The 14,743-nt window shown below is 34.3% G+C and carries 15 protein-coding genes and 1 tRNA gene; 4 read left to right on the plus strand and 12 right to left on the minus strand.

What is annotated here, in order from left to right:
• Positions 1 to 16: 16 nt before the first annotated feature.
• From AOB58_RS05700 to AOB58_RS05730, 7 genes are all read right to left on the minus strand, one after another.
• Positions 17 to 478 carry a hypothetical protein gene (locus AOB58_RS05700; RefSeq protein ID WP_021339868.1) on the minus strand — a complete coding sequence of 154 codons (462 nt, stop codon included), beginning with the start codon at positions 476 to 478 and terminating at the stop codon, positions 17 to 19.
• Positions 479 to 951: 473 nt separating this feature from the next.
• Complete coding sequence (gene eno, locus AOB58_RS05705; RefSeq protein ID WP_021339867.1) at positions 952 to 2,256, minus strand: surface-displayed alpha-enolase; 1,305 nt, start codon at positions 2,254 to 2,256, stop codon at positions 952 to 954.
• Between the two features lie 192 nt (positions 2,257 to 2,448).
• On the minus strand, positions 2,449 to 3,966 hold the full coding sequence (gpmI, locus tag AOB58_RS05710) for a 2,3-bisphosphoglycerate-independent phosphoglycerate mutase (protein WP_064783067.1): 1,518 nt from the start codon (positions 3,964 to 3,966) through the stop codon (positions 2,449 to 2,451).
• A gap of 1 nt (position 3,967) precedes the next feature.
• Complete coding sequence (gene tpiA, locus AOB58_RS05715) at positions 3,968 to 4,729, minus strand: triose-phosphate isomerase (protein WP_002508253.1); 762 nt, start codon at positions 4,727 to 4,729, stop codon at positions 3,968 to 3,970.
• A 77-nt stretch (positions 4,730 to 4,806) separates the two neighbouring features.
• Positions 4,807 to 5,997 carry a phosphoglycerate kinase gene (locus AOB58_RS05720; RefSeq protein WP_002508254.1) on the minus strand — a complete coding sequence of 397 codons (1,191 nt, stop codon included), beginning with the start codon at positions 5,995 to 5,997 and terminating at the stop codon, positions 4,807 to 4,809.
• Positions 5,998 to 6,128: 131 nt separating this feature from the next.
• Entirely contained in the window at positions 6,129 to 7,136 is a 1,008-nt protein-coding gene (gap, locus tag AOB58_RS05725) for a type I glyceraldehyde-3-phosphate dehydrogenase (protein WP_002508255.1), read from the minus strand.
• A gap of 53 nt (positions 7,137 to 7,189) precedes the next feature.
• Positions 7,190 to 8,206 carry a sugar-binding transcriptional regulator gene (locus tag AOB58_RS05730; RefSeq protein WP_064783068.1) on the minus strand — a complete coding sequence of 339 codons (1,017 nt, stop codon included), beginning with the start codon at positions 8,204 to 8,206 and terminating at the stop codon, positions 7,190 to 7,192.
• Positions 8,207 to 8,585: 379 nt separating this feature from the next.
• Between AOB58_RS05730 and AOB58_RS05735 the strand changes: the two genes are divergently transcribed.
• The gene (locus AOB58_RS05735) at positions 8,586 to 8,819 is read left to right on the plus strand and encodes a hypothetical protein (protein ID WP_002508257.1); all 234 of its coding nucleotides are present in this window, start codon (positions 8,586 to 8,588) and stop codon (positions 8,817 to 8,819) included.
• Between the two features lie 133 nt (positions 8,820 to 8,952).
• Here AOB58_RS05735 and AOB58_RS13960 read toward each other — a convergent pair whose 3' ends face one another.
• Together AOB58_RS13960 and AOB58_RS05740 are read right to left on the minus strand one after the other, a co-directional pair.
• The gene (locus tag AOB58_RS13960) at positions 8,953 to 9,078 is read right to left on the minus strand and encodes a hypothetical protein (RefSeq protein ID WP_257737066.1); all 126 of its coding nucleotides are present in this window, start codon (positions 9,076 to 9,078) and stop codon (positions 8,953 to 8,955) included.
• 81 nt (positions 9,079 to 9,159) lie between these two features.
• A complete protein-coding gene (locus AOB58_RS05740) occupies positions 9,160 to 9,819 on the minus strand; it encodes a DUF4887 domain-containing protein (RefSeq protein ID WP_021339864.1) in 660 nt (219 codons plus the stop codon).
• Positions 9,820 to 10,108: 289 nt separating this feature from the next.
• On the opposite strand from AOB58_RS05740, the gene AOB58_RS05745 reads away from it, so the two are divergent.
• Positions 10,109 to 10,297, plus strand: coding sequence for a hypothetical protein (locus tag AOB58_RS05745; RefSeq protein ID WP_002512176.1), 189 nt, complete (start codon positions 10,109 to 10,111; stop codon positions 10,295 to 10,297).
• 377 nt (positions 10,298 to 10,674) lie between these two features.
• Positions 10,675 to 11,571, plus strand: coding sequence for a TIGR01777 family oxidoreductase (locus tag AOB58_RS05750; RefSeq protein WP_002508259.1), 897 nt, complete (start codon positions 10,675 to 10,677; stop codon positions 11,569 to 11,571).
• Positions 11,572 to 11,640: 69 nt separating this feature from the next.
• On the opposite strand, the gene clpP is transcribed toward AOB58_RS05750, so the two are convergent.
• A complete protein-coding gene (clpP, locus tag AOB58_RS05755; RefSeq protein WP_002508260.1) occupies positions 11,641 to 12,225 on the minus strand; it encodes an ATP-dependent Clp endopeptidase proteolytic subunit ClpP in 585 nt (194 codons plus the stop codon).
• Positions 12,226 to 12,379: 154 nt separating this feature from the next.
• Here clpP and AOB58_RS05760 point away from each other — a divergent pair.
• Positions 12,380 to 12,451: transfer RNA gene (locus AOB58_RS05760), tRNA-Arg, on the plus strand.
• A gap of 210 nt (positions 12,452 to 12,661) precedes the next feature.
• Here AOB58_RS05760 and AOB58_RS05765 read toward each other — a convergent pair.
• Both AOB58_RS05765 and whiA read right to left on the minus strand, forming a co-directional pair.
• The gene (locus AOB58_RS05765) at positions 12,662 to 13,507 is read right to left on the minus strand and encodes a YitT family protein (RefSeq protein WP_064783069.1); all 846 of its coding nucleotides are present in this window, start codon (positions 13,505 to 13,507) and stop codon (positions 12,662 to 12,664) included.
• Positions 13,508 to 13,767: 260 nt separating this feature from the next.
• Complete coding sequence (whiA, locus tag AOB58_RS05770; RefSeq protein WP_002512107.1) at positions 13,768 to 14,715, minus strand: DNA-binding protein WhiA; 948 nt, start codon at positions 14,713 to 14,715, stop codon at positions 13,768 to 13,770.
• Positions 14,716 to 14,743: the final 28 nt, after the last annotated feature.

Consider the following 14,743-nt stretch of genomic DNA (forward strand, 5'->3'; position numbering starts at 1 on the left):
CTTCTTTAGCAAACTACTATCTATTGAACGTACTCTTACGTTTAATAGAAACAGCTAACATATAAATCGCTAATACAAATGACATAATCAATACAACCGTTAATGGAATTAAATTAATTCCTGCTTTAACATCTAATATTGCTCCATATACCGGACCGATATTAACTACATTATACAAGATTTGTGAGATGAATACAGCAAACATAAACCACCATAAATAAGTATGTCTATTCCAGATGGCGATGATACCTGCTAAGTTAGCAAATATGTACATTACGCCTGTAAATTGAAAACTATTTTTAATTGTTCCAACAGCATTTTCCGATGGCTTTTGTTCACTATTTAAAAGTAATTGTTTAATTACACTATCATCTAAAACAACAAATAAATGTATTGCATAAAGAATAGCGATGATTAATGAACTATAAGCAATCAGATGAGCCGTTTTTGTTTCTTTTGATTTAGGTTTTACATCCATATAAATTAAGGCTCCTTCTATGATTTACATCTTTAATTATATCAGTTTCATAGTGAAAGATGAACAATTTAAGAAAGTCTTACTATATAAATTATGTGACATAATTTATATAGCCATATTGTAAGGTAGTACTATAAATCTTGTTCGTTTAGCATTTCATCTACCTTCATACTTCTATTTAAGTAGACGTATTCATTAACTTCGCACCACTCAAGTGGACACCTAAGGATTACAATAGCTAAAGCTATTGCATAAGAAGACCTAACCACTAAAGTGAACACCTGAGGATTACAATAGCTAAAGCTATTGCATAAGAAGACCTAACCACTAAAGTGAACACCTGAGGATTACAATAGCTAAAGCTATTGCATAAGAAGACCTAACCACTAAAGTGGTAAGGTCTTCTTTAAAAAACACGCAAGCCATAAATGACTTGCGTGTTAGCGCGTGAACTCTTTAATTTTTAAGCGGTATTATTTAGATAAGTTATAGAAAGATTTAAGTCCGTCAAACTTAGCAGTTTCGTATAATTCATCTTCAATACGTAATAATTGGTTGTATTTAGCAATACGGTCTGTTCTTGATAATGAACCTGTTTTGATTTGACCAGCATTTGTTGCAACAGCGATATCAGAAATTGAAGTATCTTCTGTTTCACCTGAACGGTGAGAAATAACTGCTGTGTAACCAGCTTTTTGAGCCATTTCAATAGCTTCAAATGTTTCAGTTAAAGTACCGATTTGGTTAACTTTAATTAGAATTGAGTTACCGATACCTTTTTCGATACCTTCTTCTAATTTAACAGTGTTTGTAACGAATAAATCGTCACCTACTAATTGTACACGATCACCGATACGTTCAGTTAATACTTTCCAACCGTCCCAGTCGTTTTCGTCCATACCGTCTTCAATAGAGATGATTGGATATTTGTTAACTAATTCTTCTAAGAAGTCAACTTGTTCTTCAGCATTACGTTTTTTACCATTTTCGCCTTCGAATTTAGCGTAGTTATAAACGCCATCTTCAAAGAACTCAGAAGATGCACAGTCAAAGCCTAAAAATACATCTTTACCTGGTTCTAAACCAACTGCTTTAATTGCTTCTAAAATAGTTTCTACTGCGTCTTCAGTGCCTTCGAATTTAGGAGCGAATCCACCTTCGTCACCAACTGATGTTTCTAAACCACGGTTTTTAAGGATTGATTTTAAGTTGTGGAAAATTTCTGCGCCCCAACGTAATGATTCTTTAAATGTTTCTGCTCCAACTGGTAATACCATGAACTCTTGGAATGCGATTGGTGCATCAGAGTGAGAACCACCATTAACAATGTTCATCATTGGTACTGGTAATTGTGTACCGTTGAATCCACCTAAATATTTGTAAAGTGGTTGGCCTAATAAATCAGCTGCTGCACGAGCTACTGCTAGTGATACACCAAGAATAGCGTTAGCACCTAATTTACCTTTGTTTTCAGTACCATCTAATTGAATCATCATTTTGTCGATAGATACTTGTTCTAGAACTGAAAATTCACCTTCAACTAACTCTGGTGCAATAATTTCGTTTACATTTTCAACTGCTTTAATAACACCTTTACCTAAGTAACGGTCTTTATCACCGTCACGTAATTCTACTGCTTCGTGTTCACCAGTAGAGGCACCTGATGGAACTAATGCGCGACCAAAAGCGCCACTCTCAGTTAATACTTCTACTTCAACTGTTGGGTTACCGCGTGAGTCTAAGACTTCGCGAGCGTAAACATCTGTAATAATTGGCATGTTTATAATCTCCTTTATAAATAAGTAGTTTAGAAATATTAAATTTCATCTTCATTATAACTTTAAATACTATAAATACAAAGTAATTTAATTCTCTTGTGTTGTTTATAGATGCTACAAATTATCAGAATAAGAAACCCTTCTATCTTAATTTATAGCATCAATTTTCACTCTAAATTTTAATTCATTAAATTAATGATTGATTAATGATTCACCAGTCATATCTTCTGGTTGGTTTACATTGAGTAAATCTAATAATGTTGGTGCTAAGTCACCTAGACGACCCGTTTCACGCAATATTACGCCTTCTTTAGTAACGATAACTGGAACTGGATTCGTCGTATGTGTAGTCATAGGTTGATCATCATCTGTTAATACCATGTCTGAGTTACCATGATCTGCAGTAACGATAGCATGACCACCCATTTCTGTAATCTTATCAACCACTTCGCCTAGACATTCGTCTACAGCTTCTATTGCTTTAATCGTTGGTTCAAGCATACCACTGTGTCCAACCATGTCAGGGTTAGCAAAGTTTAATAAGATTAAATCTAAGTCACCTTTATTTAATTCTTCAATTAATGCATCTTTAACTTCGTATGCACTCATTTCTGGTTTAAGGTCGTAAGTTGCAACTTTTGGTGAGTCGATTAGACGACGACGTTCACCTTCAAATTCAGCATTACGTCCACCACTCATGAAATAAGTGACATGTGGGAATTTTTCTGTTTCTGCAATACGCAATTGTTTTAAACCATTGTTTTGAACAACTTCACCGATAGTATTTGTTAAATCAACTTTTTCAAAAACGATTTCTGCTTTCACATTGTCGTTATATTTTGTAAATGTTGCATAAAATAAATCGTCAATTTGTTCAACTTTGAAACCTTCGAAAGCTTTGTCTGTAAATATTTCAGAAAGTTGTCCTGCTCTGTCTGGACGGAAGTTATAAAAAACAACTGCGTCGCCATCATTCACACCGTCATTTTGATCTTTTACGATAAATGGTTCAACAAACTCGTCTGTTAAATCTTTCTCGTAGTTAGCTTCGACACCAGCTTTAGCTGATTCAAAAGTTTCACCTTTAAAATTACGGATTGCATTATAAGCTTTTTCTTCTCTATCCCAACGTTTATCACGATCCATTGCGTAATAACGCCCTGAAACAGATGCAAATTGGCCAATGCCAAGTTCATCGAATTTAGCTTGCGTTTCTTCGATATATTTTAGTGATGATTTTTGATCTACGTCACGTCCATCTAAGAATGCGTGAACATAGACTTTCTCAACACCTTGCTTTTTAGCTAATTCTAATAATGCGAATAAGTGTTTATAATGACTATGAACACCACCATCAGATAATAAGCCAAAGAGATGTAGCGCTGAATTATTGTCTTTAACGTGTTGAATTGCGTTGTTTAATACTTCATTATCAAAGAAATCACCGTCTTCGATAGATTTATTGATACGCGTTAAACTTTGATAAACTACACGTCCAGCACCAATATTCATATGACCAACTTCTGAATTACCCATTTGACCTTCAGGAAGACCAACATCTAAACCACTTGCTTCGATTTGCGTTGTTGGGTATTTACTGTAGTAACGGTCGAAATTAGGCTTATTAGCTAGTTTTACAGCATTACCATGTTCTGTTTCTCTGTTTGCAAAACCATCTAAAATAATTAATGCAGTTGGTTGTTTCGCCATATTATTTTGCACCTTCTAACAATTGTACAAAATCATCCACTTTAAGTGATGCGCCGCCTACTAATGCGCCATCTATGTCTGATTGAGCCATGTATTCTTTAATGTTGTTAGGTTTAACACTACCACCATATTGAATACGAGTTGCATCTGCTACTGTTTGACTAGATAACTCAGCAACTGTTTCTCTTACAAATGCACACATTTCATTAGCATCTTCAGAAGTTGATGATTTACCAGTACCGATAGCCCAGATTGGTTCATAAGCAATAACTACTTGTTGTAATTGCTCTTCAGATAAACCTTCTACTGCTTTTTTCACTTGGTTGCCTACAACTTCGTTTGCTTTTCCACTTTCGCGTTCTTCATCAGTTTCGCCAACACAAATGATTGGTGTCATGCCATGGTTAAATACAGCATGTGCTTTTTTGTTAATGTCTTCGTCAGTTTCTTTGAAGATTTCACGACGTTCTGAATGTCCAATAACAACATATTTAACACCAAGGTCTGCTAATGCAGCTGGAGAAGTTTCACCAGTAAATGCGCCATTATCTTCGAAGTAAGCATTTTGAGCACCGATTTGTAATCCTTGTGCTTTACCATCATTTACCAAAGTAACTAATGCGTCTAATTGAATTGCTGGTGCACAAATTACAGATTCTACTTCTTTAGTATCTGGTAATGTTGGTAATGCATTAACGAAATCTTTAGCTTCTTGAACTGTTTTATTCATTTTCCAGTTACCTGCGATAATTGGTTTTCTCATTATATAACACTCCTATTAGTAATTTATGATTAATATTTTAAACACTATAATCATGTCTTGCATATTTAGTCGTGCAATTATTTGTTAGCAATTGCGATAACGCCCGGTAGCTCTTTACCTTCAAGGTATTCTAATGAAGCGCCGCCACCAGTTGAAATGTGACTGAAGTCATCTGCATATCCTAATGAAATTGCTGCTGCAGCTGAATCGCCGCCACCGATAATTGTGTTAGCATCTTTTAATTCAGCGATTGCTTCACAAATACCAATCGTACCTTTAGCAAAGTTACTTAATTCAAATACACCCATTGGTCCGTTCCATATAACTGTATGCGCACCTTGTAATTGTTCTTTAAATAATTCTACTGTTTTCGGACCAACATCCATTGCTTCTTGATCAGCTGGGATATCATCAATAGATACTTCTGTGATTTCAGCGTCATTTGAGAATTCTTTAGCAATTTTACAATCTACTGGTAATACAATTTGATCGCCAGCACGGTCTAATAATTCTTTAGCAAAGTCAACTTTATCTTCTTCTAATAATGATAAGCCAATTTCTTTACCTTGCGCTTTGAAGAATGTGTACGACATTCCGCCACCGATAAGTACTTTGTCAGCAATTTTCAATAAGTTCGTGATGACACCAATTTTGTCAGAAACTTTAGCGCCACCTAAAATTGCAACTACAGGTTTATCAGGGTTTTCAACTACGCCACCGATATATTTAATTTCTTTTTCCATTAAGAATCCTGCAACTGTTTCTAAATTAGATGCGATACCAACGTTAGACGCGTGCTCACGGTGAGCTGTACCAAAAGCATCATTTACGAATACATCGCCAAGTGAAGCCCAGTATTTGCCTAAGTCAGAATCATTTTTAGATTCTTTTTTACCCTCAACGTCTTCATAACGTGTATTTTCAACTAAAAGTACATCACCTTCGTTAAGTGCTTTAACAGATTCTTCTAGTTTTTCACCGCGTGTTTCAGGTACAAACACAACATCTTTACCTAATTTTTCTGTTAATGCTGTAGCCACTGGTTTTAAAGTTAATTCTGCTTTATCACTTTCTTCTTTAACTTTACCTAGGTGAGAGAATAATACTACTTTTCCACCTTGCTCAATAATATGTTTTATTGTTGGTAATGCTTGAACGATACGGTTATCATCAGTGATTTCGCCGTCTTTCATTGGTACGTTAAAATCTGCACGTACAAGTACAGTTTTACCTTTTAATTCTATGTCAGTTACAATTTTTTTAGCCATATAAGCTTCCTCCTCTGAATGGAACAATAAAGTAAAATAAGCGGAGAAGCGATGTGCTCCCCGCTTACTCCTAAGCTTATTGTTTAAATTTAACAACATTTAAGCTTGTTAAATTAATTTTTTAATCCGAATTATTTAGATTGGTCAGCTAAATATTCTAAAGTACGAACTAATTGTGAAGTGTAAGACATTTCGTTATCATACCAAGCAGCTATTTTAACTAATTGGTGATCTCCAACTGTCATAACACGAGTTTGCGTTGCATCGAATAATGAACCGTAAGTCATACCGATTACGTCAGAAGAAACGATTTCGTCTTCAGTGTAACCAAATGATTCGTCTGAAGCATTTTTCATTGCTGCGTTAACGTCTTCAACGCTTACGTCTTTTTCTAATACAACTGTAAGTTCAGTTAATGAACCAGTAGCAACTGGAACACGTTGAGCGCCACCGTCTAATTTACCATCGATTTCAGGGATTACTAAACCAATTGCTTTAGCAGCACCTGTTGAGTTAGGGATGATGTTTTCAGCAGCTGCACGTGCACGGCGTTTGTCGCCTTTTCTGTGTGGAGCATCTTGAGTACTTTGGTCACCAGTATATGCGTGAATAGTAGTCATGAAACCTTCAACTAAGCCGAAGTCGTCATTTAAAACTTTAGCTACTGGAGCTAATGAGTTAGTAGTACATGAAGCACCTGAAACAACTGTTTCTGAACCATCTAATTCACTGTGGTTAGTGTTATAAACGATTGTTTTTAAGTCGCCTGTTGCTGGTGCAGAGATTAATACTTTTTTAGCGCCAGCGTCAATGTGAGCTTCTGCTTTTTCTTTATCAGCGAAGAAACCAGTACATTCTAAAACAACATCGATGTCTAAATCTTTCCAAGGTAATTTACTTGGTTCAGGTTCTGAGAATGATTTAACTTCTTGTCCATTTACACGGAATCCGTCTTTTTCTACTTCAACTTCTCCTGTGAAGCGACCTTGTGTAGTGTCATATTTTAATAAATGAGCTAACATTTCGTCATCTGTTAAATCGTTAACTGCTACTACGTCAATACCTTCTACGTCTTGAATTCTTCTAAATGCTAAACGTCCAATTCTACCAAAACCATTAATTGCTACTTTAACTGCCATTATAATGGCCTCCTTTAAAATGATATTTAAAAAGTGTATTTCACCTTTTATTACTATTGTTTTGCGATTACTCTTGCCGCAGCTTCGTCTGTGATTAATACAGTGTTATTGGGTGCAATTGAAAGGTAAGCTTTAATAGCTTCTCCTTTTGATTTACCCCCAGCTACGGCAAAGATAAACTTCTTCGACTCAAGATCTTCTAATTGTAGTCCAATCGTTTTCACTTTATGGACAATGTCACCTTGATCATCGAAATAATATCCAAATGCTTCTCCCGAGGCATTGTGATGTTGAAGTTTCTCTATAACTTCACTAGGTGATTGACGTCTTCGCGCCATCTTCAGCGCATCACCAATGCCGTGGATCGTAATATTGGATTCCTTAATTTTCTCAAGTGAATGGATAACTGATGGTTCTAACATAAGCGTATTATATGTTGTCTCACTTACATTATCTGGTACATATAGTGTTGTATAATCACCGTTCGTTTGCTGCGCCATACTTGCAGCAATCGTATTCGCTTGATATACAACATTTTCACCAAGTCCTCCACGTGCAGGTACGAATAATACATTGTACGGTTGCTTGTGCATGGCTTCGCTGACATATGCCATCGTTGAACCACCAGTCACAGAAACTATTGCATGTTCGTAAAGAACATCTTCTACAAGTTGTCCCGCCTGACGTGACAACTCAATCTTAACTGTTTTATCAGCATCTGAATCGCCAGGTATGACGTAAACCTCTTTGATGTTGTACTGCTCTTTAATAACTTGCGCAAGATGATGATCGTCTGAATAAATATTGAAATAGCTATTCAATTGACAAATCGTTGTTTCACCTGCTTCAGTTATTTCCATACCTGTTGGTTTAACTTTGATAAGTTCTTGTTTCTTCAATATATCTGTTTCTGAACGCAGTACACGTTCAGTCAAATCCATGTATTCACTTAAACTTCGTCTACCTACGGGTTGATGCTTGGAGATAGTAGTGAGTATTGAAAAACGACGATACATCTTTTCAACAATTTCTGGAACTAACTTTTGTTGAATTTTTATCAAGTCCTTCACTACTATCCACCTCCATTTCCATTTAAAGGGTCAAGTTCTAACCATAGATTGACTTTTTACGTCCCTGGTGGGACAAAAAAATATAACCTCTTATAACAGCAATACTACTACTATATTTTTAAAATTGCAAGAGAAATACCTATCTATTAATTATTAACTATTGACCATTAAAATTTTTGTTACTTTTGTAACTACCTACAATAATTTAATACCCGTTAAAAACATCAATTAATCATTCATACTTATTATTTTTTAATAGTACATATTATAATATAAACACATATTATTCACATTCTTATGCTTTTACAAGCGTGAATGATTGAATGGTTGTCCTATTATCATTAAAATAGTTTTATAATACTATTTTGGAGGAAAAACTATGTCACAAAAAGATCAACCAGAGGTTATCGATCCGGATGACCAACGATATAAGGACCCAGATCATTTTAATAAGCATAGTCAAAAACCATACGCTGGTACACACCAACACCAATCATATAATTATACAAAAAATATCGGTTGTGGTTGTGGCCCATTCGGTTGTTTGAGTGGTTGCATTACCTTAATACTCTTGTCATCGCTCCTTACTTTCTTATTAAACTTCCTATTTTAATTCAATTTGATTCACATTAGCTTTTATTTTATTTGAAATTATAAGCACCCTGCCCTTCAAGTTAATTAAAATAAAGTCTGCGTTTGTCTTTATAAGGGGTCAACTAATTACTAATGATGAATGATTGATTGGTTTAAAAAATGACAACGCTTTGGTCTGACTCCTTCAAGAAAAATCCTAGCTGAATACTATAGACTAAGGCTATGACTGCAGAAATAGCATAGAAAAACGCTAGCAAAGTCGTAGTCTTTGTTGACAATATAAAAGAAGCACCCGTGAGAACGAGTGCTTCTTTTTAATAGCTTATACAACTATATTTACTAAACCGTTATGAACAACGTTAATCTTCTTCTGATGAATTCGAGTTACTATTTTGTGTTGATCTTTCTTGTGTGTCAGCTTGACTACTTCTTTCTTCTGTTGAAGGTTCAGGTGTTTGCTCTTCAGTTGAAGGTTCTGAAGTTTTTTCTTCTGTAGATGGCTCAGGTGTTTTTTCCTCTGTTGTACGCTCTTCAGTCGTGCGTTCTTCTGTAGTGCGTTCTTCAGTCGTGCGTTCTTCTGTACTACGTTCCTCTGTAGTTTGCTCTTCGGTAGAGCGTTCTTCAGTTGTTTCTTCTTTTGTTTTCTCAGGAGAGTCTTTTTCTTCTTCTGTTGTACGTTCGGCTGTTGCAGGTTGTTTTGTTTGTTGTTGAGTTTGTTGTGTCTGCTGTGTTTGTTGCGTAGTTGGAGCTTGCTGAGTTTGTTGTTGGGTTTGTTGCGTTTCTTGTGACTCTTCTGTTGATTTCTCTTTTTTCTTATCTTTTTCTTCTTTAGTCTTTTCTTTTTTCTTATCTTTTTCTTCTTGCTTTTGATCAGCTAAACGTTCGTCGGCTTGTTTCGAATGATCTACAAAGGCAAAAATGGCAAAAACTAATCCACCTACTAATAACAAGACAATAATCGCACTCACAATTTTTGCAAAACTGCTCATTTTCTTGTTATTTTGATTATGCTTTGGCATAAGCTCCCCTCACTTCAATTTATATCATAACTTTTATATTTATTCTAAATGTACTTTCATTAACAAATGTATATTTTACACTATTTTTTATACTAATCAAACCGATTAACTATTTTTTAATATGGCTGTTATCTTGATGTCATATCTGTTGTAAAATACAACTATGCTTTAACATTTTATGATTCAGTATAATATTAATCTAAATCAAACTATATTTTCAATACTTTTATTTAATTTCAATTGTTACTTTACATGTTTCACTATTATCATAACAGGATGTGAGCTAAATATGAATAAACATGATTTATTAAATGATTTTGAGCAGCAGGGTCACCCTAACAAAAAAGGCCTTCGTCAAATGATGGTTGAAAATGACAACTATGAACCAAAGCCTACTTCCAAGAAACGTAATCTTTTCTTTAGTTTTATTATTTTCCTTCTATTAGTTATTTTCAGTCTAATATTTCTTTTCATCTAATAGTAAAGCATTAAAAAATTTATTAAGGATACGTTTATATAAGCAATTTATAAATAAAAAGATAGTTATAAATCTTTAATTACGTTAGCATATAAATATAGGCCTATACGATAATCGCATAGGCCACTACTAAAGGGAGTCAAAATTTTACCTTCGTTAGTATATTATGGGGTATACTCGAAATAATTAAGAGATGATTAATTAATATCGAAGGTACCCTTATTATAACGGTATCCAATATTATTTTAAATACTTCTTAAGATGACTAAATGACATATTCTTGAACAATTTTCGAAAGAATTATGTCAGAAAAATTTAGCTTGAGTCGTTTTTTAATCATTACAGTCTAAAGCATTACTATTTTATGAGGTGATATAATGAAACACTATTTAATAACAGGTGGCACAGGTATGGTTGGTACCCAACTCGTTGAAGCTATCAAGCAAAGTGACGCGCATATAACAATTCTTACTAGACAAGACAAATCAACTTCACATCCAAAAATAACATACGTTAATTGGTCTAAAACGAATTGGGAATCTCAAATTCCTGATATTGACATCGTTATTAATCTTGCAGGTGCAAGCTTAATGAAACGTTGGACAAAAGAACATAAACAAGCAATTATGTTGAGCCGCTTACAGTCTACGCAAGCATTATTCGACTTGTTTAAAAACCGCAAACAAAAACCTTCAGTATTCTTTAATGCGAGTGCAGTTGGTTATTACAAGCCAGATTACGATCGAACTTATACAGAATTATATAAATCGCTCCCATTTGATTTCTTATCAGAAGTAGTTTACCAATGGGAACGTCGCGCACGTCAGTTTGAATCATTAGGCACACGTGTTGTGATTGGTAGATTTGGCATGATCCTAGCAGAAGATGGAGGTGCCTTACCTTTGATGAAACTACCATATGAATTTTACCTTGGTGGTAAACTCGGTTCAGGTAGACAATGGTATTCTTGGATTCATTTAGATGATTTAACAAGAGCCATACTCTATACAATTAACAACGGAAATGCACATGGCGTTTTCAACTTTACAGCGCCTATTGTTGAACATCAAAATTTATTTGGCTATACATTGGCACGCGTCACACATCGTCCCCATTTCACTTGGGTACCTGCATTAGCCTTAAGATTAGCTTTAGGCCAAATGTCTACAGTTGTATTGGACACACAAAAAGTAATACCAAATAAATTACAGGCTATAGACTTTAAATTTAAATATCCAGATTTAAAAATAGCTTTAGAAGATTTAGTAGAATAATAATTAAAAAAGACAAGCCACATGATGTGGCTTGTCTTTTTTAATTAAGCTTTTATATTAATTTTAGCGTTATGCTTCAGGAACCATAACTTGGTCAACTAGACCGTATTCTTTAGCTTCTTCAGCTGATAAGAAATTATCACGATCTGTATCTTTTTCAATTTTTTCAATTGACTGACCAGTACGCTCTGCTAAAATTTGGTTTAATTTGGCACGTGTCTTAAGAATATGATTCGCAGCAATTTCAATTTCTGTTGCTTGACCTTGCGCACCACCAAGTGGTTGGTGAATCATTACTTCAGCATTTGGTAAAGCAAAACGTTTACCTTTTGCTCCTGCTGCAAGTAGGAATGAACCCATTGAGGCAGCCATACCAATACAGATTGTTTGTACATCTGGTTTAATGTGTTGAATTGTATCATAAATTGCAAATCCAGCCGTCACACTTCCGCCTGGCGAATTGATATAAAGATAGATATCTTTTTCAGCATCTTGTGCTTGTAGGAATAATAATTGTGAAACAATAGAGTTCGCTACATTATCATCGATTTGTGAACCTAACATAATAATACGGTCTTTTAATAAACGTGAGTAAATGTCATATGCACGTTCCCCACGGTTTGTTGTTTCAATTACTGTAGGTATTAAATTCATTAATATTGCCTCCTTATTTCTAATTGATAAATTTATTTTAACTCAAAAGTCAAATATGGTCAAAAATTAAAGCTCGAAATTTCACGAAACTTACAATATTCTTATTGACCGTTACTTCTAAGATTTGTACACTTGTATTAGCGTGTTTTTTAACCCCCTCGTAGTGTAATGGATAACACGTAAGATTCCGGTTCTTAAAATGGGGGTTCGATTCCCTTCGAGGGGACTTGAATAAGATTTTCTAAACATCACCCGATACCATAGGTTATATATCTATGGTATCGGGTTTTATTTTTTATTTAAAAACACTCAACTCATTAACCACTTTTACCATATACCCTTTTTCAATATATCTAGTAATCTATGTAGTCTATAATATGCTAAAAATCTATGCAAGACAATTGTTTCTCTTTTTTAAATCAATACTTTTATAAATTTATTTTACATTTATAAAAGTACTACCTAAAACATCTCTCACATCATGGATTACTAAAAAGGCGTTTTCATCTTCTTCGTTAACAAGCTTTTTCACTCTCGTCACTTGAGACTGTGGCACTACCACGTATAGCATATGCGTCTCACTCTTAGCATAGCCGCCCTTACCAGTTAATATCGTAGAGCCTCTTCCTGTAAAAGCATTAATTTTATCGCTAATTGTTTCACTTTTACTTGATATAATCGTAACTGCTTTTTTAGGATTAAATCCTTCTATGATAAACGATGTCGCTCTTTCGGTTACAAATAGCATAATGATTGTAAATAACACATTTTGTAAAGGAAGTACCATCAAAAAGGATAGAACGACGAGTGCATCCAACACAAAGATGCCTTGCGATGTTTTAATTTCTGAGTATTTATTAATTATCTTAGCTATAACTAATGTGCCTCCAAGTGTACTACCTGTCGCAATAACTAAACCTCCGCCAATACCGATAATAGCCCCACCAAACACAGCATTAATCACGAAATTATCCACACCAAGATTTATATTTTCAGTTAAATGTAAGAACAGTGAAAGTGACGTATTTGCTATAACTGTATAGACTGCAGTTGTTTTACTCAAAAATTTCCAACCAATTAATACAACGAGTGTATTGATAATTAATGATGTCCAAGCCGGCGACAATCCAAATGAATATAATAATGCTAAAGATATACCGACAGTGCCCCCGTCTCCTAAGTTAGATCCAAGTAAAAAACAATTGACACCTATTGCGTTAATAAACGTACCTATTATACAAAGAATAATATTTTTAGAATGCTTATTAAACAGTTTTGACATTAACTCACTCCTTCGACTCCAACAACAATAGGATTTAAGCATAATTCTATTGCTATTACGCATCACAAATTGTATTAATTATATAAAAAAACACCTCTTTATAGAGGCGTTAATAATCAAAATTAAATTATACAATTATTTTATAATAATACTAGCACAACTAATTCACGTATGACTAGATTTATTTTTAATAATGCCACTAATATTTCTCGAAGGTAGAATTGAAGAGTCCAAGGTAAAATATAAAACTGTAAAGTATATTATTTCAGTTCAATTGGTTCGCCAGTTCTCAATTTATCCGCCATTTCATTCAACTTTCTTAATCGATGATTCACACCAGATTTAGATATATTGCCAGAAGTCATCATTTCTCCTAATTCTTTAAGAGACACTTCTTGGTGCTCTACCCTGAGTTTTGCAATTTCACGTAATCTTTCAGGTAAATTATCCAGACCAATTTCTTGGTCAATTAAACGAATACTTTCTACATGTTTCATAGCAGCGCTTACTGTTTTATTCAAATTAGCAGTTTCACAATTCACCAATCTGTTAACAGAGTTTCTCATATCACGTACGATACGAACATCCTCAAATTTCAAAAGTGCTTGATATCCCCCGATTAAACTTAAGAAATCAGAAATTTTTTCCGCTTCTTTTAAATAGGCAATACTACCTTTTTTTCGTTCGAGGTGCTTGGCATTCAATTCATATTTATTCATTAACTGCGTTATACCTTCAGAATGATCTTCATATAATGAAAATATTTCTAAATGATAAGATGACGTTTCTGGATTGTTTACAGAGCCACCAGCAAGAAAAGCACCACGTAAATAACTTCTTCTCATTTCATCATCATGAATCAATGCTTCATCAATTTCGTGCGTGAAGACACCACTTTTTAAAATACCTAATTCATCCAATATTTCTCTGGCACGTACTTTAATACGACAGATATAAATATTGTTCTTTTTTAATTTCATTTTCTTTCTCACAAGTAGTTCCACTTCAACATTAAATACTTTTTTAATTAACGAATATATACGTCTTGCCGTAGTAGCATTTTCGGTTTGTACGTTAATAACAAATTGTTGGTTGGAAAGACTGAGTGCACCATTCATACGAATAAGCGCACTGAGCTCTGCTTTTGCATTCTCTTCATCTACTTCTATTCTAGTCAGTTCATTTTTCATCTCGGATGCAAAGCTCATAGATTAATCAGTCCCTTCTTTAACTAAA

Origin of the sequence: Staphylococcus sp. AntiMn-1 (assembly GCF_001663395.1) — a bacterium.
In the GTDB taxonomy this organism is placed as follows: domain Bacteria; phylum Bacillota; class Bacilli; order Staphylococcales; family Staphylococcaceae; genus Staphylococcus; species Staphylococcus equorum.